This is a genomic window from Azospirillum sp. P4_B5, from assembly GCF_056402275.1.
In genome coordinates this window covers 1-20,441 of the sequence record NZ_JBFUHT010000071.1, presented here as the reverse complement: position 1 = coordinate 20,441, position 20,441 = coordinate 1, and the positions used below count along the sequence as shown (strand labels likewise).

General features: G+C 64.9%; 23 protein-coding genes and 2 pseudogenes. 18 read left to right on the top strand and 7 right to left on the bottom strand.

The window, feature by feature from the left end:
* The first annotated feature begins 137 nt into the window (after positions 1-137).
* From AC1DVI_RS30415 to AC1DVI_RS30400, 4 genes are all read left to right on the top strand, one after another.
* Complete coding sequence (locus tag AC1DVI_RS30415; protein WP_476961146.1) at positions 138-587, top strand: hypothetical protein; 450 nt, start codon at positions 138-140, stop codon at positions 585-587.
* A gap of 171 nt (positions 588-758) precedes the next feature.
* Positions 759-1,331, top strand: coding sequence for a YkgJ family cysteine cluster protein (locus tag AC1DVI_RS30410; RefSeq protein WP_476961145.1), 573 nt, complete (start codon positions 759-761; stop codon positions 1,329-1,331).
* 200 nt (positions 1,332-1,531) lie between these two features.
* The gene (locus AC1DVI_RS30405) at positions 1,532-1,816 is read left to right on the top strand and encodes an HU family DNA-binding protein (RefSeq protein WP_476961144.1); all 285 of its coding nucleotides are present in this window, start codon (positions 1,532-1,534) and stop codon (positions 1,814-1,816) included.
* 598 nt (positions 1,817-2,414) lie between these two features.
* Complete coding sequence (locus AC1DVI_RS30400) at positions 2,415-3,506, top strand: IS1595 family transposase (protein WP_454019550.1); 1,092 nt, start codon at positions 2,415-2,417, stop codon at positions 3,504-3,506.
* 45 nt (positions 3,507-3,551) lie between these two features.
* Here the strand turns inward: AC1DVI_RS30400 and AC1DVI_RS30395 are convergent.
* Both AC1DVI_RS30395 and AC1DVI_RS30390 read right to left on the bottom strand, forming a co-directional pair.
* A pseudogene (locus AC1DVI_RS30395) lies at positions 3,552-4,526 on the bottom strand (IS701 family transposase); the annotation flags it as partial.
* Between the two features lie 387 nt (positions 4,527-4,913).
* Entirely contained in the window at positions 4,914-6,728 is a 1,815-nt protein-coding gene (locus AC1DVI_RS30390; protein WP_476961143.1) for an SLC13 family permease, read from the bottom strand.
* A gap of 179 nt (positions 6,729-6,907) precedes the next feature.
* Here AC1DVI_RS30390 and AC1DVI_RS30385 point away from each other — a divergent pair, with 179 nt between their 5' ends.
* The 6 genes from AC1DVI_RS30385 (at position 6,908) to AC1DVI_RS30360 (ending at position 10,767) form a co-directional block, all read left to right on the top strand.
* A complete protein-coding gene (locus tag AC1DVI_RS30385; RefSeq protein WP_476961142.1) occupies positions 6,908-7,174 on the top strand; it encodes a hypothetical protein in 267 nt (88 codons plus the stop codon).
* Between the two features lie 179 nt (positions 7,175-7,353).
* Complete coding sequence (locus AC1DVI_RS30380; protein WP_476961141.1) at positions 7,354-7,761, top strand: hypothetical protein; 408 nt, start codon at positions 7,354-7,356, stop codon at positions 7,759-7,761.
* Between the two features lie 374 nt (positions 7,762-8,135).
* Positions 8,136-8,729, top strand: coding sequence for a phasin family protein (locus AC1DVI_RS30375; RefSeq protein WP_476961140.1), 594 nt, complete (start codon positions 8,136-8,138; stop codon positions 8,727-8,729).
* Between the two features lie 93 nt (positions 8,730-8,822).
* On the top strand, positions 8,823-9,209 hold the full coding sequence (locus AC1DVI_RS30370; RefSeq protein ID WP_476961139.1) for a DUF2382 domain-containing protein: 387 nt from the start codon (positions 8,823-8,825) through the stop codon (positions 9,207-9,209).
* A 37-nt stretch (positions 9,210-9,246) separates the two neighbouring features.
* A complete protein-coding gene (locus tag AC1DVI_RS30365) occupies positions 9,247-9,981 on the top strand; it encodes a YsnF/AvaK domain-containing protein (protein ID WP_476961138.1) in 735 nt (244 codons plus the stop codon).
* Positions 9,982-10,503: 522 nt separating this feature from the next.
* Positions 10,504-10,767, top strand: a complete 264-nt coding sequence (locus AC1DVI_RS30360) for a hypothetical protein (RefSeq protein WP_476961137.1) — start codon at positions 10,504-10,506, stop codon at positions 10,765-10,767.
* Between the two features lie 49 nt (positions 10,768-10,816).
* Here AC1DVI_RS30360 and AC1DVI_RS30355 read toward each other — a convergent pair whose 3' ends face one another.
* Complete coding sequence (locus tag AC1DVI_RS30355) at positions 10,817-11,410, bottom strand: exopolysaccharide biosynthesis protein (protein WP_476961136.1); 594 nt, start codon at positions 11,408-11,410, stop codon at positions 10,817-10,819.
* A gap of 85 nt (positions 11,411-11,495) precedes the next feature.
* On the opposite strand from AC1DVI_RS30355, the gene AC1DVI_RS30350 reads away from it, so the two are divergent.
* A complete protein-coding gene (locus AC1DVI_RS30350) occupies positions 11,496-11,651 on the top strand; it encodes a hypothetical protein (protein WP_476961135.1) in 156 nt (51 codons plus the stop codon).
* A 323-nt stretch (positions 11,652-11,974) separates the two neighbouring features.
* Complete coding sequence (locus AC1DVI_RS30345) at positions 11,975-13,843, top strand: PHA/PHB synthase family protein (RefSeq protein ID WP_476961134.1); 1,869 nt, start codon at positions 11,975-11,977, stop codon at positions 13,841-13,843.
* A 35-nt stretch (positions 13,844-13,878) separates the two neighbouring features.
* On the opposite strand, the gene AC1DVI_RS30340 is transcribed toward AC1DVI_RS30345, so the two are convergent.
* Complete coding sequence (locus tag AC1DVI_RS30340) at positions 13,879-14,289, bottom strand: hypothetical protein (RefSeq protein ID WP_476961133.1); 411 nt, start codon at positions 14,287-14,289, stop codon at positions 13,879-13,881.
* 224 nt (positions 14,290-14,513) lie between these two features.
* Complete coding sequence (locus tag AC1DVI_RS30335) at positions 14,514-16,349, bottom strand: cation:proton antiporter domain-containing protein (protein WP_476961132.1); 1,836 nt, start codon at positions 16,347-16,349, stop codon at positions 14,514-14,516.
* A gap of 457 nt (positions 16,350-16,806) precedes the next feature.
* Here AC1DVI_RS30335 and AC1DVI_RS30330 point away from each other — a divergent pair, with 457 nt between their 5' ends.
* The 6 genes from AC1DVI_RS30330 (at position 16,807) to AC1DVI_RS30305 (ending at position 19,690) form a co-directional block, all read left to right on the top strand.
* Positions 16,807-17,103 (top strand): hypothetical protein, encoded by a 297-nt coding sequence (locus AC1DVI_RS30330; protein WP_476961131.1) that lies wholly within the window; start codon positions 16,807-16,809, stop codon positions 17,101-17,103.
* Positions 17,104-17,664: 561 nt separating this feature from the next.
* The gene (locus tag AC1DVI_RS30325; protein WP_476961130.1) at positions 17,665-17,961 is read left to right on the top strand and encodes a hypothetical protein; all 297 of its coding nucleotides are present in this window, start codon (positions 17,665-17,667) and stop codon (positions 17,959-17,961) included.
* Positions 17,924-18,343, top strand: a complete 420-nt coding sequence (locus tag AC1DVI_RS30320) for a CBS domain-containing protein (protein WP_476961129.1) — start codon at positions 17,924-17,926, stop codon at positions 18,341-18,343. The genes AC1DVI_RS30325 and AC1DVI_RS30320 overlap by 38 nt, the downstream gene beginning before the upstream one ends.
* 60 nt (positions 18,344-18,403) lie before the next feature.
* Positions 18,404-18,622 carry a hypothetical protein gene (locus AC1DVI_RS30315; protein WP_476961128.1) on the top strand — a complete coding sequence of 73 codons (219 nt, stop codon included), beginning with the start codon at positions 18,404-18,406 and terminating at the stop codon, positions 18,620-18,622.
* A 425-nt stretch (positions 18,623-19,047) separates the two neighbouring features.
* The gene (locus tag AC1DVI_RS30310; protein WP_476961127.1) at positions 19,048-19,245 is read left to right on the top strand and encodes a hypothetical protein; all 198 of its coding nucleotides are present in this window, start codon (positions 19,048-19,050) and stop codon (positions 19,243-19,245) included.
* A 193-nt stretch (positions 19,246-19,438) separates the two neighbouring features.
* Positions 19,439-19,690 (top strand): hypothetical protein, encoded by a 252-nt coding sequence (locus tag AC1DVI_RS30305; RefSeq protein ID WP_476961147.1) that lies wholly within the window; start codon positions 19,439-19,441, stop codon positions 19,688-19,690.
* Here the strand turns inward: AC1DVI_RS30305 and AC1DVI_RS30300 are convergent.
* A pseudogene (locus tag AC1DVI_RS30300) lies at positions 19,656-19,829 on the bottom strand (IS3 family transposase); the annotation flags it as partial. The gene AC1DVI_RS30305 and the pseudogene AC1DVI_RS30300 sit on opposite strands and share 35 nt — an antisense overlap.
* A gap of 39 nt (positions 19,830-19,868) precedes the next feature.
* Positions 19,869-20,441, bottom strand: a 573-nt coding sequence (locus AC1DVI_RS30295) for an IS3 family transposase (RefSeq protein WP_476961126.1), incomplete at its 5' end; no start/stop codon positions are given.

Here is a 20,441-nt window from a genome sequence, read left to right as displayed (position 1 = left end):
GGGGCCGGACATCCACGCTGGCTATCGCTCCGTCACCGGAACCGCGCGCCGCCAAGGCCAGTCCGCCTGGACCGCCATCCGCCACCTGATCGACGGCACTTTCGTCGTCGCTTAACGGCTCAGCTGCCGCCAGCCGGGTGAGCAGTTACCTCAAGCTTGTATTTGAATTCAAACGAATAGGTCGGCAGAAAAAAGATCGGGATCATTATTTGCGGGACCAAGGACTTGGTCGGTTCGTCACGGGCATCTACAGCCGCCGTCAGGCCGTTGCGGCGATGGTAGGAGTTCTCCTCGATCCCGCGCCTCAGGTTGTGCCAGCGATCCGGAATGCGCTCAGCGATGCAGCTCTCGCCACCACCCTCCGCCTGCGTCCTGCCATTGGAGGCGTTCCCTTTGCCCAACCGTCAATCCTGTTTGCGGGAGCGGACTTCGACACGGAGCACGATCGCGATCCCGCGCTTGCGCCCACGCATGGTCACATCCGGGTATCCCATTTCTTTCTCACCTTCGGCTACCCGACCAGTACTCAAAAAAAGCCGAAGAAGAACTTCAAAAAACCGAAAGTCACCGTGAGTGTCGGCGGGTAGCGGCTCTAGCGCGCCACTCGTATCGATCAGAAAATGCATGCACGCTAATGTGGAAACTCAAGGTTATCTATAGGCAAAATTAATCGTGGAGATCACCACAGCCCGCTCGATGCGGTCGGAATTTGTAGAATGGAGCCTTCAGTTCACTGCGTAACAACTGGAGAATAAGTTATGAATGATGCGGAGAGTGCCTCGAAGTTACCCCCGATTCCTCATGAATTACTTTTTTCTGCTAGAGCTTTGAGTCCCTGCCTGAACAATTCAGCGATACACCCGAGTGTTCAGCTTGATGCTGCTTACGAATATCTTGATAAATTCTCGGTATTTGTAAAGACATTTGCCTCCTGCGGAAAGGGATGTGCGCATTGCTGCAAGATTGACGTCCATATTACGACATTGGAGGCCGATTACATTCAACGTAAAACTGGAATTACTTACGACCGTGGTCATGTTGTGACGACTGGCCATTTTTTATCGTGCCCATTTCTTTCAAATGATGAAGGGTGCGGCATTTATCAACATCGTCCGCTCGTCTGCCGAATCTACCATGCAACTGGCGCTCCGGATAATTGCGTTCCAGGCCAAGTTCAAATGCAGTATGGCGCTCCGCCCAAATATGGAAATCAAATCTATGCGAGCCTTGTTAGCTGGCTGCATGTCCGTACAGCGAGCCTTGGCGGAATTATGAGGGACATTCGGGACTTCTTCCCACATCCAGGCTCGGCCAGTCGATCGCGCTCATAAAAATCCAATCTGTCCACCCTCATCCCTATCTGTCAGCGAAATCAGTGGCCGCCTCAGCCGGCTCCATCTGAAGGAATGACAGACTTGGCTGCCGCGTCTCAGCTCCCTGTTGCACCGTCGGACTCGGTCGCGTTAACTCAGACCACTTGTAAAGCCGGAGGGGATCACACCGGCTTTTTATGCGCAACATGGGGGCAAATATGACGAAGGCCGAACTCATCGACGCGATCGCCGGCAAGCTGGGCGGCACCAAGGCCGATGCCGACAAGGCGCTGGACGCGGTTCTGGAGAGCCTGCAGGACGCGCTGGTCAAGGGGGAGACGGTCAAGCTGCCGGGCTTCGGCCAGTTCGAGATCGCCGAGCGCGGCGAGCGCACGGGCCGCAACCCGCAGACCGGCGCGGAGATCAAGATCGCCGCCTCCAAGGCGCCGAAGTTCTCCGCCGGCAAGGCCCTCAAGGACGCGGTCAACGCCGCAATCGCTTGATCACCTGAACGCTTCAGGACCTGACCCGCGGGGGCGGGGCGCGCCCCCTCCCGCGGTGGTCGTTGATGCGTGCCGCCGGCGGACCAGTCCTTCACCCACGCCGTCGGCGGATTCATTGCGCCGCCTTTCGCGGAGCGGCGGCGGGCGCTGTGGAGGCAGTCGCCGGCAGGGCCGGGCGGGCCCAAACGGTCACTTCGCCCGTGTCGCCCATCACCAGGCCGCGGCGGCGCAGCAGTTGTTGGACGACGGGCGATGTTGGGAAATCCGGGTCGGCGGGGTGGAAGATCCGTGGGGCATCAAACATCGGTCCGGTCCTCGCGCGCGGGGCAGAGATCGGTCAGGCCGGAGCTGCGTTGGGCCTTGCGCAGCGCGCGGGCCGCGGCGGCCGGAAGCCCGGCGGGGTGGAACCGCTGGGTGCAAGCGGCGGATACGGTGACGGCCTGTCCGGTGGAGGGTGAGCGGAAGGAAAAGACCAGGTGGATGAGGAGCGCGCGATAAGTGTTAGGTAAACAACGTCTCCATTATCAACCAAACACAGTAAAGCGTAGCTCTTCCAGTGTTTACGTGCGACTCTCAGCCATCAAGCTCGGAGGGGACGATGGGATCGGTGCTGGAGGATCTGGCGGCCATCCGGACCGTGGCGGAGATGACCGAAGCGTTCCGCGACGAGGCGCGGTGCCGTCGGCTGGTTGAGGCGATGGTGTGGCCGAACGGACGGCTCTGTCCGGCCTGCGGCTCACGGCGCTCGATCACTCTGGCGGGGCGCGACACGGGACGACGGTCCCGGCCCGGACTCTATCAGTGCTGCAATCCGGATTGCCGCTTCCAGTTCACCGTGACGACGCGAACCCCGTTGCATGGAACGAAGCTGCCGTTGCGGACCTGGCTCATGGGGCTGTGGTTCATCCTGCAATCGGACAAAGGCATCTCGTCCATCCGTCTGGCCGAAGCACTCGGCGTCAGCCAGCCGACGGCATGGCGGATGGGCCATGTCCTGCGGCTTCTGGTGTTGCGCGACCATCCGCTGGGCGGGACGGTGGAGATCGACGAGTTTCATTTCGGCGCCAAGCCGCGCCGCGACCCCAACCCTCCCAAACTGGGTCGAGGACGCAAGGGCCATCCCCGCACGACGAAAACTCCAGCGCTTGCGGTCGTCCAGCGGCCAAGCAGCCGGGAACCGGGAACACCGGCGGGCGAAGCCCGTGCCGCGGTGGTCGCCGACCTGTCGCTCGACGAGGCCGAGCGGGTGCTCGAAGCCGCTGTCGATCCCGACGCGCACTTGATGAGCGACGAATGGAAGGCGTTCATCGCCATCGGGAGCGCATTCGGTGCGCACGACACAGTCCGCCATTCTCAGCGCGAGTATGTTCGCGGCAGCGTGCATGCCAACTCGGCCGAGGGCTTCAACGATCGTGTCCGGCGCACGATCGCCGGTGTCTTCCATCACATCAGCCCCGACCACGCCGACCTGTATTTTGGCGAGATCGGTTTCCGCTGGTCCCAGCGCACGGTGGCGGGTCAGGCCCAGCGCCGGACCCGCAAAGGACGCACGGTGATCCAAACCCTCTGGTCCCGTGTTCCCCCAGCCCTCCAGCTTCCAGCCGTCTTTCGCTACGCTGTTGGGCGCCAACTCCGGCGGACCAAGGATGGCGGGATCAGCATCCGCTCGGCCGTAGCTGTCTTTAGTTGATAATGGCGGCGTTGTTTGCCTAACACCTATCGCGCTCTCCTCTCCCAGGTGGCGGCGAACCTCGGCGAAGGTGACCTCCACGGCCCAACGTCGAACGAACCAGCGCAGCACCATGAGCGGATCGGCCTGCAGGTCGGTGCACAGCAAGCCTTGCGGCGCGAAGGCGCCGTGCGGATCGCGCACCAGAACCCAGCGGATCGGAACCTGCTTGCCGGGGTGGTGCCACAGGGCCGTGCCGGAAGCGATGTCCAGTTGGCGCTCCTCGCCGCCATACCAGCCGGTGACCCGGACGCGCCGCCAAGCGGTGGTGGGGTCGTTCAAGCGTTGCGTCAGCGAAGGCAATCGGGCTCCCGACACCCGGGGCCGTTCTATCGTGCCTGGCGGCCGCGGTGGGGCCGGTTCGAACAGGCGGGCGTCCAGACGCAAGCGCGTGATGACGGTAAGATGGGCCCGCAGGTCGCGCAGCAGTTCGATGGCCGCGTAGCTGCTGTCGGCGACCGCGATTACGGGACAGTCGGGCACCCAGCGCCGGACCTGGAGCAGGGGTTGGCGTGCCCAATCGATCAGCTTCTTGTGGCGCCGTCCGGTCTCCCGGGCGAACCGTTCCGAGGGCGCCAGGGCGCTCAGGAACGGCAGCGCCCAGACTCGTCCGGCCCTCGGAATAGGGACCAGCAGCATGACCACCATCCAGCGCAGACTGCTGGCCTTGACGAAATGCCCGAGGCTGGAGCGCACCGGGTCGCGGTAGATGCCGTGGGCCTTGATCTTCGGCCCCCAGCGGCGCTCGATCGTCTCGTCGATGCCAATGACGTCGGGCTCCTGTGGCACGAAGCTGGCGACCAGGAGCGTGAGCAGGCGCTGCGCGACGGCACGGCTCGACCAGCGGTTCCGATTGAGCCGCGATGGAGTTTGGCGAAGCCGCCGTCCTCGCGTCGCCCCAGGATGCTCAACGCGGCGGTCACGGTGCGCCGCCCCGGGGTGAGGAGCGCTCCCGCGACCAGCACCAGGGCATGCCGCCATGTCGGCCGGGTGAACAGCGCCGCGAAGGGTGCCATCCAACATTCGAGGCTGTATGGAACGGCTGACATGACCGCGGCTCCCGCTGGTTGCTACCATCGGGAAACCCGGTCGGAACGGGAGGGTCTACGCGGAACCGCCTGTGGCACATGTTCGCTCCGGTCCTCCGGGAGCTCATTCCGGAGCTTTATGCTGAGGCTCATCAGGGCTGCGCGGGGCAAGTCGCTCCGGCGCGGGAAACCTTGAGCGGTCCGGTTCCGGAAACGGTTCATCTGTCAGGTCGAGTGCAGGATTCACACGTCGACATGGCTCATGACCGCGTGTCTCCATGAACGGTCGTCTGGATTGGAGCGCACCTTTCGGTGCGGGCGGACGGCAATGGCGCCACCGTCACCTCAGTCTCCAGACCAGTGGAATGAGAACGGACCCGATGACAACGATGATCACCGAGAGCGGCAGGCCGAGCCGCCAGTAATCGCCGAAGCGGTAACCGCCGGGTCCCATGACCAACGTGTTGCATTGGTGCCCGATCGGAGTGAGGAAGTCACAGGCGGCACCGACGGCCACGGCCATCAGCAAGGGATCGGCGTTCATGCCGAGCCTCTGCGCCAAGCTCACTGCTATCGGTGCCATGATCAGCGCCGTTGCCGCGTTGTTGAGGAAAGGAGTCAGTATCATCGCCGTTACCAGTACGAGCGTGACTACCCCGGTCGGGGGCAAGGCCCCGGCGATCGCGGCGAGCCCTTCGGCAACCAGATCCGCTGTGCCCGTGCGGCCGATCGCGTCGCTGATCGGGATCAGGCAGGCGAGCAGTACCAGGATCGGCAGTTCAATCGCCTGATAGGCCTCCTGCAAGGTCAAGACACCGAACAACACGATCAACACCGCGGCCCCAAAGAAGGCCGCCGACACGGGAACCAGGTTGAGCGCAACCGCGCCCACGGCTAGTGCGAGCAGCATGAGCGGCAGGTACTCCTGGCGCCGCCGCTCCAACCCTGTCGCCCGGTCGACGAGCGGCAGGCAGCCGAGACCGCGCAACGTCTCCGGCATGGCTTCGGCGCTTCCCGCCAGGACAAGGACGTCGCCGGCCTGGAAGCGGAGATTGCGGAGGCGCGTGGCGATCAGGTCGCCGTGGCGACTGATGCCGAGAAGGTTCACGCCGTGCCTCTGGCGCAACCCCAGGTCCGCCGGAGAGCAGGCGATCAGAGGCGAGTTCGTCATCACGACGGCCTCAACCACGCCGATGTCGCTGGCTGGCAGGCCCTTGGCCAACCCCTTGCCGGCCCCTTCGAGACGCAGGCCCGCGTCGCTCATGATCGCCTTCAGAGTGTGCGGATCGCTTTGCAGGACGAGAATATCGTCAGCGAACAGCGTCCAATGCCCCGCAGGGATGTAGCGCCTTTCCAGTTCGCGAATGATGGCGATCACGCTGACGCCACCCTCGCCGAGGGCCTCCAGATCGGCCACCGTTTTCCCAACCAGAGGCGACGTGACCGGCAGGCGCACCTCCGAAAGATAAGGATCGACGTTGAAGGCTGCCGCCGCCGGCTTCGCCCCCTGGCGGCCGCTCGGCAACAACCGCCAGCCGACCACCAGGAAGGCGAAGCCCATCATCACGATGCCGAGGCCGACCGGCGCAAAATCGAACATGGCGAATGGCGTGCCGGTGAGTTCGGCACGCACGCGCGAGACGAGGATGTTGGGAGATGTGCCGATCAGCGTCACGAGGCCGCCGATCAGCGATCCGAACGCCATCGGCATGAGGAGCTTGGAGGCCGGTGTCCCGCTGCGCCGGGCGACCTGCATGGCGATCGGCAGGAAGATCGCCAGGGCACCGATGTTCTTCATGAAGGCGGACAGGACCGCGACGCTGCCCGTCAGCACCGCCACCTGCATTCCGGTCGTCCGCATGTGGGGCTCCAGGTTCCTGACAGCCCGTCCGATGACGCCCGACTTGCCGACCCCAGCGCTGACGACGAGCGCCGACGCGACGATCACCACCACAGGATCGCTGAACCCGGCAAAGGCCCGCTCCGGCGGGACGACACCGCATGCCATCGCCATGAGGAGCCCGAGCAGCGCCGCCAGATCGTAGCGCAGCCGGTTCCAGACGAACAACGTCACCAGCCCGATGAGGATCGTGACGGCCAGAGTTTGATCAAGTGTCAGGGGTGGCCTCGACGCGTTGGAGCCATTGCGGGCCACGGTTCTGTCAGCCGGTGACGTTTGTGATGCTGCCAGTGGCCATGTGCGGAATGTGGCCGAGGGAGGCGGCCAATGCCACAACAGCCCACAGCGGGTTGTGTACCATAGACACAGCCGGCCGTATCACCGTACCGGTTGGGAGCGACGGCGGCATGCCAAGCGTCCTTGATGACGCCCCCATGGTGCTCGACAGCATCCGGCAGAATCCTGAACGGCATGAATTCGATGTGTTCGGCGCGATGGATCGGGCGGTGGCGGCGATGCCGTTCCCTCGGCAGCGCCCGGCTTATCTCGTAATCACCGACTATCGTCTCGCCGGAGCGCATCCGGGAGGCCAGCCGCAGCGGCTTCTCGCTTCTGTACAAACCGATCGCCTCGCCGGATCTAGCGGCGGCGGGGCGGAATGCGTTGACGGACGACGTTGCAGACGGCGGCGCCACCCCTGACGGCCCAGAGAGTTCAGGCCGAATGCGTGTCGGGGACGCTGTCGGCCAGGGCGACGCCCAGATGAACGGGATTTGCAGGGTGTAGGCGACCGGCGACCACAGCGTCGCGTGCCTGACCAGAGCGTGGACTCGGCGACGCGACCAAGCCGCTTGCCCAAGCGGCAGGAGTATCCCCCGATATGGTTCGGCAGCAGGCCGAAGCGTATCTGCAGCCGGCGAACCCCGATCCGGCCACGATGAGCCCGCAGGACGCCGAGAAGGCGATCGCGACCGATCTGGTCACCTATGCGGGCGGCGGCGGCGAGGCGGTGGCTAAGGAGCGGATCATCACCATCATGGCGGCGCAGATGAAGGTTAGCCACGATGAAGCCGCCCAGCGTTTCGAAGACGGTCAGGCCAAGCTGCAGCAGACCCGCGACAAGGCCGTGCAGACCGCCAAGGATACGGCTGATGACAGCGTTTCGGCGGCGTCCCGGACCTCCTTCGCCGGATTCGCCGTCCTACTGCTCGGCGCCGTTGCAGCGGCGGTCGGCGGCTCCCTGGCCGTGCAGCGCCGGCTGCGGGTGACTCAGCGTGTCGTTCGATAAACCGACCGGCAATGATGACTGACCACCGCCACCGACGGCGGCGTGGAGCCTGAAATCGCGACGCGTGGCGGGCTCCCTACTTTCTTGACCTGCGTCTTCCCGCTCAGCCCAGAAGAGAGATTCCCGTGTTTTCTTTCGGTCCGGCATAGACATGGAAAAATGAAAAATTCAGGCGGTGCGCACCCCCGCAATTATTGGCAATTCTATTGATGCGCATTTTATAAGTATCGGTATTTCATGTTCTGATTGGTATATATCTTTTCCAGGCACTTGTTATTGTGCGGTGCATCATAATATGGATGCAGAACACAACAGGTCGAGCCTACCCGCTCCCTGGCCCCCAATCAATCATCGATCAGTCATTGGAGTTCAACATGGGCGACGGCACGTCCCCGGCTCACACGATCCGCAGCGCGAGCGACGAGGCAACCGCGAAGACGGAAAGCCCCAAAACCCACAGCATCCGGAGCGCCAGCGACGAGGGGGCGACGAGGTCCGGCAAGCCCGAGGCCAGGCAGCCCCAAGACCAGCCGGCCCGGCTTTTGGAAGGCCGGCCCTTCGAAGGAATGACGGCACAAGCCGTCCGTGGCTCCGTCGAACGGGCAACAGAGCGGTCGGCCCAGCAATTCGCCGCCGGTGGCGAACTGGCCGGCCGCACGCTCCAGGACATCGCCCGTCCCGCCGAACAGAACTTCGCGGCGACCATGGAGTTCGGCAACGTCATGACCTCGCGCTATGAGGCGGCGTGTTCCGAGATCGTTCGGTACATGCAACAAGCGGCCCAGCGTCAGAGCGAGATGATGAACGACATGCTCCGGGCGCGCAGCCCGAGCGATGTCCTGCTCGCCGGGAACCGGTACCTGTTTGGCGGGCTGCAAGCCTTCTTTGATGCCAACGGCCGCATCGCCCGGGCTTCGGCCCATACGGCAGACGAGGCGGATCGCAAGCGGAACCGGCGCTCGGTCTGACGCGCCCGGCAGCCGTCCAACCCATCCGCCGATCGTTCGGGAGACGGCGATGCCACCCCATGCAGCGGCAGGAGGATCTCTGTGAAGGCATTCATGAACGAAGAGCACACGCTTCCGGTGGTCGAGGAGCAGGTGACCATCCGCAAGCGCAAGCGGGTCACGGAAACGCTCCAGGCCCACACCGTCACCCATGAGCATGAGCAGCCGGTCGAAGCCGAACTGTCGGTGCAGACGATCCAGATCGAGCGGGTGCCGTGCGACCGGTTCGTCGATCATCCGATCCCCGACCGCCAGGAGGGTGACACGACCATCATCTCGGTCGTCGAAGAGGTCGCGACCTTGAACGTGCGGCTGAAGCTGGTGGAGGAGGTGCGCATCACCCGCCACACCGAAACCCGCAGGATTGAAGACGCGGTCAAGGTTCGCCGCCAGGACATCATCGTCGAACGGGTTCACCCCCCGCCCGACACTGAGGTCTGACCGGCCTCACCGTCATTTGAATTCAACGGAGACCATCATGAGCACGATCGTCGTAGGACTGTACAAGGAGCCGCGCGCCGCCAAGAAGGCCTTCGAGGCCCTCGTTGCGGCTGGTTGCCAGGAGAAGGACATCGACACCTTCGACGGAGCCGGCAACGCCGACAAGGCGACGCAGGAGTTGCTGGGCCACGGCTTCACCAAGGACGTCGCGCAGCGGTACGCCGCCGCGATCAAGCAGGGCCACACCCTGGTGGCGGCCGACATCGCCGATCAGGACGCGGATGCCGCGGAAGTCATTCTTGACGAGAACGGCGCCATCGACCTGCCCGAAGTCTCCTCGCATCAGCCGAAAAAGCCGGCGAAGGCGGACAACGGTGGGAGCGTAGAGGAAGAGGCCGTTCCTGTGGTCGAAGAGCAGGTGGAGATCGGCAAGCGCCGCGTCAGCAAGGGCGGGATGCAGGTGACGACGGAAGTGACCGAGACGCCGGTTCGGGAGACCGTCCGGCTGCGCGAGGAAAAGGTGGATGCCGAGCGCCACAAGGCCGACCGGGCTCTCGGCGCCCGTGAGGCGGACGCCGCGTTCGAGGAGAAGACCGTCGAGATGACGGCCACCTCCGAGACGCCGGAGGTGACCAAAGAGGCGCGCGTGGTCGAGGAGGTCGTGCTGTCCAAGAAGGCAACCGAGCACGACAAGACCGTGGAAGCTTCGGCGCGACGCACCGATGTCAAGGTCAAGCCCACCGGCGACCGCCCCGGCACCAACAAGCGCTGACCCCAAGCGCCGACCGTTGCCAGCGAACGCCTGCTCCCCGAAGGAGCAGGCGCCTTGGGGCGGCTCAATCCAGTGAGGGAAGACCGACTGGCCCCGACTACGGCCACCGTTCCCTTCACCGAATTGCGAAAACTCGACGCGTTTTTCAAGGCGTCCGCAAAAAACGCACAAACAAAGCAGCATGGCCCGAATATTCCTTGCGCCATGTCGCCAAAGCTTCCCAGCGTTGCTTATATGAACAATAGTAATGCGGTGACTTGAGAATCGTCATCGCCGCGAATGGGAGGGTGTGATGGCTGACGCTTTGGTTAAGCTCATTTCGCATGAAGCTCGCAAAGTGGCCGCGCTTCCTGACAAGGCTGCGAAGGAGACGGGATTGCCGGCGGCTCCCTCTGGTGACCGACGCGCCAGGGTGGACGACGACGGGTCATGGAATGCGGCCGTGTCGGAAGGTTGGCCCTCGTCACCTCCCGCTTCGCCTCCTCCTTCACATCACGTCGACCGGGCCTGAGGAGAGATCCATTGCTTTCACGCACCAGCAGCAGAACGGTGACGTTCTCGCACCCCTTCATGTTGACCGGGATCGACGGTGTGCAGCCGGCGGGAACCTATACGGTCGAAACCGATGAGGAACTGGTCGATGGCCTGTCCTTTCCGGTGTACCGGCGTGTCGCGACGGTGATCCTGCTGCCGGTGCGCGCCGGCGGCACGACCCTCGCCCAGGCCGCCACGATCGATCCCCTGGACCTGGAGCGAGCCGAGCAGGCCGACGCGGCCACCCCATAGAATGGTGCCGCGGGCATGATCCTTCGGCCCGGTCGGGAGCAGGGAACTTCTACAGCACGCTCGACAGCCAACCGGCGGCGCTCATGGCCTGCCAGGCCGTTCCCACGGCGATCACGGACAGAAGGAGGCTGCCGACCAGCGCGACGCAGAGCAGCGCGCCGTCCTCCTCCAGATAGGCGAAGGCGATCAGGACAATGAGCAGCGCCGGGGGAAGGTTGCTCAGGGGGACGGGAACCAGGAGGCTCGCGCCAAGCCACAGAACGACACCGCCGACCACCCGCTTGGTTGCCGTGAACGGGGTGGCCCGGCGCGGGCGGATGAACCGCTCCAGGTAGCGCAGCACCGGAACGGCTCGGCGAATGATCGCACCCAACCGGCGGGTCTCGACATGACGGGTGGCGATGCGGCGGGGGAACGCAGGACCGGGGCGATCCAGGATCATTTGGAACGCAACGATCGTGAGCAGCACGCCGGCCATGGCCGATATGCCTGGAAGCACGCCGAGAAGCGCCAGGAGAAGCAGGATGACCCCGAAGGAGCGATGACCGAGCCTCCCGGCGAGCCAGTCCAGCGTCACATGCTCCGCGGGCGCTTCGCCGAGAATTCCGTTCAGCAACACGGACGTGGGCGCACGCGTGATCATGACAATGCCCCCGCAGACTGTTGAGCCGTCGGGAGATGGGGGCGGACGGTCGGCTCGGAAGGGTGAAACGCATGGGGGAGATGACATGAGCCAGTCGCAAGTGGGCCTGTTCATCACCGCCGCCTCGGTCATCGCGGTTTCCGTCGCCCTATACCGGCGCGGTCGCCTCAGCGAGGCTGGGCTGGTCGGCGTTCTGGTCGGCATCGCCGCCGTGGTGGCGTGGATGCTCTCCGGTCCGTGATGGGTCTCACCCGGCGTTGGACAGAACGAAAGACCACCCGCGATGTTGATGCCGGGGTACGTCATCATCGACCGTCTCCGGAGCCGATCGAATCCTGATCGCCCGCCACGGTCGGCCAGCCACGGCCGAATGGGCCACTGGCGGATGGGACGAACGAAAGAGGGGCGTCTCCCATGGGCACCGATAGAGGCACGGAACACCGCCGCCAGCGGCACCAAGCCGCTGGAGATGATGCAGCCGCAAATCGACAGGCCGGGATGGATGGCGATCCGGATCGGCTGCCCTTCAGGCCTGACATCGCCCTGGGGCTCTGGACATCCTGGATGGAAGCCAACGTCGGCGCCGTCCGCGATTGGAGCGGAGCCGTCAGGCCATGGTGGCAGGTTTCGCCCAACGATCTCACCGGCACCCTGCCGGGCGCCGGGACCCGGCGGCTCAACGACGTCCTGGCCAACGACCCGGTGCTCCGGTCCATCGACGGCCTGTGGAGCGCCAATCCCTTCCGCACCATCGTGCCGGTCGACTGGGCGGAAGTCGCCCGCGCGCTCCGGACCGTGTGGATGCTGTCGCTCAGCCGTCCGGACAAGGCCGTCCGCAAGGCCGCCGATGTCCAGGCGGCCGTCTGGACGTCCGCGATGGAGGCCTGGAACGACGCGGGCCGCCGCTGGTGGGGCATGGCCGGCGGCAAGGTGGCGGACGCCGCCGGGTCGGGATCGGCGCCCCACGGCGACAAGCGCTTCGCCGCGCCGGAATGGCACACCAACCCGGCCTACCGCACGCTTAAGGAGATGTACCTGCTGGCCTCCGACTGGCTGCTGGAGCAGGGCGAGCGTGCCGATGGCCTCGACGATGCCGAACGGCGGCGGCTGACCTTCCATCTCCGCCAGTTCGTCGACGCCATGAGCCCGACGCTTCTGCTGTTCTCCAACCCGGCCGCCTTGCGCCGGGTGTTGGAAACCGGTGGCGTCAGCCTGGCCGACGGGGCGCGCAACCTGCTCTCGGACCTGAGGGAGGGCCGGCTCAGCATGGTGGACGCCACCGCCTTCGAACCGGGGCGCAATCTGGCGACCACCCCCGGCAAGGTCGTCCACCGCAACCGGCTGATCGAGCTGATCCAGTACCAGCCGGCGGGCGGGGCGGTGCATGCTGTGCCGCTCCTCATCCTGCCGCCGTGGATCAACAAGTACTACATCCTCGACCTCCAGCCGAAGAACTCCATGGTGCGCCATCTGGTCGAGCAGGGTTTCACGGTGTTCATGATCTCGTGGAAGAACCCGGACGCCTCGATGGACGGCGTCGGCTTCGACGACTACATGGACCTCGGCCCGCTGGAGGCCGCCGACGTGGTGCGTGACATCACCGGGGCCACCTCCATCAATGTGATGGGCTACTGCATCGGCGGCACGCTGCTCGCCATCACGCTCGCCTGGCTGGCGGCGAAGGGCGACACCCGGTTCAACGCCGCCACCTTCATGGTGTCGCTCCAGGATTTCTCCCATGTCGGCGACACCGCGGTGTTCATGGGCGAACCGGCGGTGGACTTCATCGAACAGCAGATGATGGAGCGCGGCTACCTCGACAGCCGGGAGATGAGCAACATGTTCAACCTCCTGCGCTCCAACGACCTGATCTGGTCGAACGTCGTCAACAACTACCTGATGGGCAACAAGCCCCCGGCCTTCGACCTTCTGTATTGGAACAGCGACGGCACCCGCATGGCGCGGGCGGCGCACAGCTGGTACCTGCGCAACACCTATGTCGAGAACAACCTGATCGCTCCGGGCAAGGTCAGGCTCAAGGGCGAGGCCATCGACCTCGGGCGCATCCCTCAGGACGTCTACGCGGTCGGCGCGGAGAAGGACCACATCGTGCCCTGGGACTCCGCGTGGCGCGTCACGCAGCTGCTTCAGGGGAGCAAGGTGCGCTACGTGCTGGCGTCCAGCGGGCACATCGCCGGGATCATCAACCCGCCCGGCGGCAAGGGCACCTACTGGACCAACGACACGGGGGAAACCGGCGCGACCGCGCAGGCGTGGCGCGGGAAGGCCACCGCGCACAGCGGCAGTTGGTGGACGGACTGGACGTCATGGTTGGCTGAACGGTCGGGTCGAAAGGGAAAACCGCCGACGCTGGGCAGCGCGACACACCCGGCGCTCGCCGACGCGCCTGGAACCTATGTCCTGGAAAAGTAAGCCCGCCACGCTTCCCCGCGGGCGCGGACGGGGGGTCAGGACCAGAAGCTCATCATTCCCCAGGCGCCGAGCACCGCCGTGAGCAGAAGAAAGAACCAAGGGGTGACGATGCCCGTGCGGCGGCTCCGGTCGACGACTTCGCCGTTCGGAGCCGTGGCGGACCCGCCTTCCGGCAGAAGCTTCACCAGACGATCCGCGGTTGCGACCGCATCCGGGGCTTCGGGCTGTTGGGCCGGAAGCCGGCGGAGGATGACGGCGAGCGCCGATGCCGCGGCGTCCTTCGGCAGCGCCGCCAGGCGGGCCGCCTCGGCCCAGGGATCAATGTCGAGCCGCGCGAGCGCGGACAGAACGCTGAGGCGGCTTCCGTTCTCCTCGTCCCACAGCGGGGCGGACAGGAACTCGTTCAAATCGGATTGGTGCAGGGTGTATTCAGGGCGCAGTGGCATATCAACCTCCCATGAAATTTTATGTTCTTCTCATGTATATGGTGACCACTTTGGGAAAAATCAGCGGCTCATCGATGATGATTTGCTGAATGATGGGTTTTGAAAGAAATCTAGTGTCTTGGATTTTTTATAAGGTTCGTCATTCTTGAATGAGGGGCATGGCGTTTGTTTTCTCAGCGGTGGAGTCGCTCAAAACTCCACATTTTCCTCCGCTTCAATGTCTGTCAATCGGGTGGTGGGGCCTCGTCGCGGTTCTGGCGCAGTTCCGGCGCCCCGCGGCAAGGCTCTCCGTGCCGCCGCTCGTAGACGCCGCCCTCGCCAGCGATCCGAACCCCCTGGACCACGGCCCGCGCCTTGTCGTCCGAGGAACCGAAACTGCGCAGGGCGTAGTTCATCAGCCCGAGGGCGAGTTCGCGCTCCCCCATGATCGCCAGACCCACGCCTTGCCTCTCCAAGTGGGCGACCTCCGCCTCGCTGTGGGTCCGCACCGCCGTATCGATGGAGGGGTTGATCCGGCGCGCAAGATCGAGGACGCGCCGTGTCTGGTAGCCCTGGGGTGTGGCGACGACGATCAGCCGCGCCCGCCGGGTGCCGGCGGCCTCCAGGACGCCCGGCGTCGTCGCGTCCCCATAGACCGCCGGCACGCCGCGTTTGCGCAACGCCTCGACCCGCCGGCGGTTCTGGTCGATGACCACGATCGGCAGGTTCTGGCTTTTCAGGCCCTTGCCGACGACGCTTCCGACCCGTCCGTAACCGACAATGACCGCATGGTCCCGCGGGCCTTCGTGGGCCGGAGGCAGCACCGAGAGGCGGTCGTTTCTCTGGCGTTCGAGACGGCCCAGCATGCCCGGCCTTCGGCGCAGCCAGCCGGAGAGACGGTCGAAGCCGGCGAACACCAACGGATTGAGCGTGATCGAGAGCAGCGCGCCCGCGAGGATCAAGTCACGTCCCTCCGGCGGCAGCAGCCCGAGCGTCACCCCGAGGCTGGCCAGGATGAACGAGAACTCGCCGACCTGCGCCAGACTGGCCGACACGGTGAGCGCGGTCGAGGCCGGATAGCCGAACGCCATCACGATGCCGAACGCCGCCAGCGTTTTGCCGAGGACAATGACCAGGACGACGGCGAGCACGGCGAACGGCTCGTGGACCAGGATCATCGGGTCGAACAGCATGCCGACCGAGACGAAGAACAGCACCGCGAAGGCATCCTGAAGCGGCAGCGCGTCGGCTGCGGCTTGATGGCTGAAGTCGCTCTCGCTCAGGACGACGCCGGCGAAGAAGGCTCCGAGAGCGAAGGAGACGCCGAACAACTCGGACGAGCCGAAGGCGATGCCGAGCGCGGTCGCGAGCACCGAGAGCGTGAACAGCTCGCGCGAGCCGGTCCGGGCGACCTGCATCAGAAGCCACGGGATGGCGCGCGTGCCGACCACCAATACAAGGGCCAGGAACACCCCGACCTTGCCCAGCGTCAGCGCCAGGGACACGGCCAAGGCGATGCCGCTGGTTTCGCCCGCCGTGCTGTGCGGCGCCCCGCCGAGCATGCCCGCCAGGGCCGGCAACAGCACCAGAGCCAGCACCATGGCGAGATCCTCGACGATGAGCCAGCCGACGGCGATCCGGCCGTTCGCTGAATCGAGGATGTTGCGCTCCTCAAGGGCGCGCAGCAGCACCACGGTGCTGGCGACCGAGAGCGCCAACCCGAACACCAGCCCCGCGCCGAACGGCCAGCCCCAGATGTGCGCGACGCCGATGCCGAGCGCCGTCGCCATCACAATTTGGCCGAGGGCACCGGGAATCGCGATGGCGCGAACGGCGAGCAGATCCTTGATCGAGAAATGGAGGCCGACACCGAACATCAAAAGGATGACGCCGATCTCGGCAAGCTGGGATGCCAGCCCCTCGTCAGCAACGAAGCCGGGCGTGAAGGGACCGGCCGCGACGCCGGCCAGCAGATAACCGACGAGGGGAGGCAGCCGGAGCTTGCTGGCGAGAAGTCCGCCGAGGAAAGCGAGAATCAGGCCCACGACAATGGTGGCGATGAACGTCGTCTCGTGCGGCATGACGATCCTTGTCCGGTTCCGGACGGGAGAATCTCGCGATGGGACCCGGCTCCGTCAGATATGGTGGTTGCTCGGCGACCGGTCGGTGCGATGCATGGCCGTACTGACGGCAAGTGTTCCTCTGCGCAGTCGCGTGTGCCCTCGCGCGCCTCCATGTCCATTGGATGATGATAGAATATGGGCTTCGCTTTGATTCCGATGGCTGGATGGTCATCGACACCACCGTGGTGAACGGCGAACTGGCCGGCGAGGCGGTTTGGCGTGGTTTGTCCTTCGCAGAGGCGGAGTATCTGGCGGAGTGTCTGACGCGGTATGTGACCGATCTTCACGCCAATCGGAACCGAAGACGCCGGGCGGCTGATAAAATACGCGGGGTCCAGTGGGCACCCTCGCAAGATGGAGGGTGGAGCGCCACATAAGGGAGGGCCGTGGCTCGAACGTTGCCCTTGAGGACACCATGAAGCCCGCCGTCATTGCCCTTTTTCTTTCCTTCGCCATTGGTGCCGCCGCCGCCGGTGAGCGCACTCCCACGCACCTCTTCGCCCCCGGCGATCACGTCGATGCCGCCGGCGTTGTTCGCGACCGCGGGAACCGGCCCATCGGGCGTATCGAGGCGGACGTCGATGGAAGTCATGTGTTGCGCGACAACGCCGGACGCCACATCGGCAGCGTTGAGCGCGGCTTCTCCGACGGTGAGTTGGTCATCCGGGACAGCGAGGGACGCCGCCAGGGCACGCTCGAACGCCGGCAGTGACACGGAAGTTCCAGTTTCGGAGCCACCGCCAGCCGATCGTCGGATCCGTAGAACACCCATCGTCCAAATCCTATCTGAAAGGCCCGCACCAGGCGGCGGGAAGTGACGACCAACAGGCTTGAGACGCTTGGGTCGGCACATAGGTCACGGTGAAGTTGTGGGGCTTCGTCCAAATTGTTCCCCGTGTTGGAGACTTGGCAGAGAGTTCTGCCCGCTCCGTCGCGTCACGCGTGGAAGGCCAATGCCATCACACCGCCCCAAATGCAATAAAGTTCCCTTTGTTATCTTTGGGCTCGATTTTCTGTATTTTTCCTGGAATTTTGGATGATGCGCCCTATGTTGTCTTGATCTCTTACAGGGAAACGCCAAGAGATTGCCGGCAGATCCGGCGGAGGCATACCTGTTTGGAGAAGTTCACGGGATCGCGTCCAGTCTTAGACATCTATGGAGACTGTCCAGCAACGGCCCGTCAAAGCCGAGGATCGCCGTCGGGAAACAAGGACAGGAGCCGCTCGTGATTGTCCGGGCGAGCGGACTTGCTGCCCGCAACGGAGCATCCGCATGCTTGAGAAAACAAGACTTGCGTTCTTTGTCATCGAAACCCAGGCCGGCTGGGTCGTGCGGGCCGACGGGTTTGCCTATCCCATGTGCGGCAGTTTCGCTGACGCGGTCGTCCGCGCCACGCGGGAGGCTCAGGCGGCTGGCCTTCTCGGCTTTGCCAGCGTCGTGCTGACGCAACCGGCTCTGGGCCGTCCGTACAAAATCCAATGGACCTACGGCCGCGACGCCTGTCCGCCAACCGCCAGAGAGGAGTTCCGCCATGCCGCGCCGAATCTTCGAAGCGATGCCCGCCACTGAGGCGGTGATCCTGCCCCCCTCGGCCACGGTCCACGCCGCGGCGGTGGCGATGAAGGAGCGGCGCCAGTGCGTGGTGCTCGCCATGACCGCCGGCCGGTTGGAGGGCATCCTCACCGAACAGGACGTGGTTCGCCGTGTCGTCGCGGAGCGGCGGGATGCGGAACACGTCACCGTGGCCGAGGTGATGACCCGGCATCCGGACACGATCCCTGCCGTCGACCTTGCGCTCACGGGGTTGCAGATGATGGAGGACGGGGGGTATCGGCACCTGCCGGTCGTCCATGGCGGACGTGTCGTCGGGCTGATTTCCCGCGTTGACTTCGCGGGGGCGGAAAAGACCGAACTGGAAGCCGAACGCCGATGCTGGGAACGGCTCGGGTGATCCTAAACCGGACCGCCGTGGCACACACACGGCGCGCTCCCGAACCGAAGGAGGATGGTCATGGACTGCCACTTCGTGGCCTTCGCGGGGCCCGTGCTCAAGGGCGCCGACGCCCTGCGCGAGTGCCTTCGCTGGGCTGCCGCCGAACGACGCTGGCATGGGCCGCAGCCGTTTCCCCATGGGCATCCTCCGACCGTGTCGCCTTCCGGCCTGGATGCTCTGCGGCACGGCGCGCAACTGACCCGGTACACCGAGACCGGTCGCGCGCGTGCTTGCTGACCCCAACCACACACCGGGAAATGTAGCACCATGCCGAGGCGTTTCCACAGTCCTAACGGCCACGCAACCACACCGCCGGAGCAGGAGGGCTGAGGCATGGGGCAAGCCCACTATCTCGTCGCGCAACGTGGAGCAGGCTGGTTCATTCTCTTGGAGAAGAACCGGTACGGCCCTTTCCCGAGCGGGCGGAGCGGTGCCCTGACCGCTGCCGTGCAGGCCGCGCATCAAGCCGGCAAGGATGGACATGACGCCCGCGTGTCGCTGCGCGCCGTAGACGGCACCGAGCGGACCGTCTGGTCCTTCGGGACCGATGGCTACCCTCCGCGCTGGGTGGAACGGTTGCGGATCTTGGCGCCGATGCCACGCCCCAAACGGCCGCGCCCGGCAATGCTTGCGCCGAGGCGGCCCGAACCAGGAGAAGCACCATGATCGACCGCGAACTTCTGGAGCGCTATCAGGCGGCGTTCGGCTGCACCTTCGATGTCGCGCTCTGGGTCAGACGGCCGGGCGACGGTGTGAACGACCTGATGCGCGTCGCACTCGCCGGATACGGCCCGCCGGTGACCGACGAACGCATCGCATCCCGACTGCGTGAGCGGCTCGTGTCTACGGAAGGTCTGTAGTGGCCCTCCATCCCGCTGTGCCAAGGGCGTGGACCAGACGTGTCAGCCCGCCCTTCTGCGATGCCGGAGTGAAGAGCCCATGGGGTGCCGATCGCTGACTCTCTTGCCTCTGGCAAGTGTCTGGTGTTCGGGAAAGGCGCAAGCCTCCGGTATCGACTGAATGCGGAGTTCGCCGCTTGATACTGCCTCTTACATGCTCCCGATCATGAACAGCTTTCAGCCAAATCTGCCCGGCACACCAGAGCGTTCCGATGCGGAGCGGAAGGTGGACGCCGTGCGGGCGCTGGGAGGAATCTCTGTCCAGGCGGTCGCCGCGACACGGGTGCCGATGATCGTGGCCGACGCGATGCTGCCTGGTACCCCGCTGATCTTTTCTGAACTGATCTTGCCCCGGTTCGGTGGACACGGGTTCACGCGGATCGTAGCTCGGCCTGTTCGGGCGTGACATAGCCGATGGCCGAGTGGGCGCGCTGTCAATTGTAGTAGGTCTCGATGTAGGCGAACACCTCTCGGCGGGCCTGGTCGCGGGTCTCGAAGCGGGTGCGGTGGACCAACTCGACCTTGAGGGTGTGGAAGAAGCTCTCTGGAGTTGCCCCGGCTCAGTGGACAGGTTGGGGCTTGTTTCACTCCGTGGGGCTGGGTCTCCTTTCGTAGTCGATCGGTGACAGATAGCCGAGGGCGGAGTGCCGTCGGCGGGGATTGTACCATCCTTCGATGAAGGTGAAGACGGCGATGCGGGCCTCGGCATGGGAACGGAACCGCCTGCGGTCGAGCAGTTCGCATTCGAGCGTCGCGAAGAAGCTCTCGCACATGGCGTTGTCGTAGGCGTCCCCGACCGAGCCCATGGACGGGCGAACGCCAGCCTCGCGGCAGCGGGCCCCGAAGGCCAGAGAGGTGTACTGGCTGCCCTGGTCGGAATGGTGAATGACGCTGGTCGGGCGCCGCTGGCCGAGCGCCATGTTCAAAGCGTCGAGCACGAGTTGGCTTTTCAGATGATCGGCCATCGCCCAGCCGACAATGCGCCGGCTGTAGGCGTCCAGCACCACCGCCAAATACAAGAAGCCGGCCCAAGTGGGCAGGTAGGTGATATCCGCGACCCATAGCTGATCAGGCTGATCCGCGGTGAAGTTCCGCTCTACCAGGTCCGGTGCTGGTCGGGAGTTGACATCTCGCCGGGTCGTCACCGTGCCCTTGCG

Bases quoted from the DNA above. Each gene is read 5' to 3' on its own strand.
- AC1DVI_RS30380 (WP_476961141.1), top strand. From the start codon at position 7,354: ATGGTTCGGCAGCAGGCCGAAGCGTATCTGCAGCCGGCGAACCCCGAT.
- AC1DVI_RS30325 (WP_476961130.1), top strand. From the start codon at position 17,665: ATGCTTGAGAAAACAAGACTTGCGTTCTTTGTCATCGAAACCCAGGCC.
- AC1DVI_RS30320 (WP_476961129.1), top strand. From the start codon at position 17,924: ATGCCGCGCCGAATCTTCGAAGCGATGCCCGCCACTGAGGCGGTGATC.
- AC1DVI_RS30365 (WP_476961138.1), top strand. From the start codon at position 9,247: ATGAGCACGATCGTCGTAGGACTGTACAAGGAGCCGCGCGCCGCCAAG.
- AC1DVI_RS30370 (WP_476961139.1), top strand. From the start codon at position 8,823: ATGAACGAAGAGCACACGCTTCCGGTGGTCGAGGAGCAGGTGACCATC.
- AC1DVI_RS30310 (WP_476961127.1), top strand. From the start codon at position 19,048: ATGATCGACCGCGAACTTCTGGAGCGCTATCAGGCGGCGTTCGGCTGC.
- AC1DVI_RS30350 (WP_476961135.1), top strand. From the start codon at position 11,496: ATGAGCCAGTCGCAAGTGGGCCTGTTCATCACCGCCGCCTCGGTCATC.
- AC1DVI_RS30315 (WP_476961128.1), top strand. From the start codon at position 18,404: ATGGACTGCCACTTCGTGGCCTTCGCGGGGCCCGTGCTCAAGGGCGCC.
- AC1DVI_RS30385 (WP_476961142.1), top strand. From the start codon at position 6,908: ATGGTGCTCGACAGCATCCGGCAGAATCCTGAACGGCATGAATTCGAT.
- AC1DVI_RS30345 (WP_476961134.1), top strand. From the start codon at position 11,975: ATGGAAGCCAACGTCGGCGCCGTCCGCGATTGGAGCGGAGCCGTCAGG.
- AC1DVI_RS30355 (WP_476961136.1), bottom strand. From the start codon at position 11,410: ATGATCACGCGTGCGCCCACGTCCGTGTTGCTGAACGGAATTCTCGGC.
- AC1DVI_RS30405 (WP_476961144.1), top strand. From the start codon at position 1,532: ATGACGAAGGCCGAACTCATCGACGCGATCGCCGGCAAGCTGGGCGGC.
- AC1DVI_RS30335 (WP_476961132.1), bottom strand. From the start codon at position 16,349: ATGCCGCACGAGACGACGTTCATCGCCACCATTGTCGTGGGCCTGATT.
- AC1DVI_RS30400 (WP_454019550.1), top strand. From the start codon at position 2,415: ATGGGATCGGTGCTGGAGGATCTGGCGGCCATCCGGACCGTGGCGGAG.
- AC1DVI_RS30340 (WP_476961133.1), bottom strand. From the start codon at position 14,289: ATGCCACTGCGCCCTGAATACACCCTGCACCAATCCGATTTGAACGAG.
- AC1DVI_RS30410 (WP_476961145.1), top strand. From the start codon at position 759: ATGAATGATGCGGAGAGTGCCTCGAAGTTACCCCCGATTCCTCATGAA.
- AC1DVI_RS30375 (WP_476961140.1), top strand. From the start codon at position 8,136: ATGGGCGACGGCACGTCCCCGGCTCACACGATCCGCAGCGCGAGCGAC.
- AC1DVI_RS30305 (WP_476961147.1), top strand. From the start codon at position 19,439: ATGCTCCCGATCATGAACAGCTTTCAGCCAAATCTGCCCGGCACACCA.
- AC1DVI_RS30330 (WP_476961131.1), top strand. From the start codon at position 16,807: ATGAAGCCCGCCGTCATTGCCCTTTTTCTTTCCTTCGCCATTGGTGCC.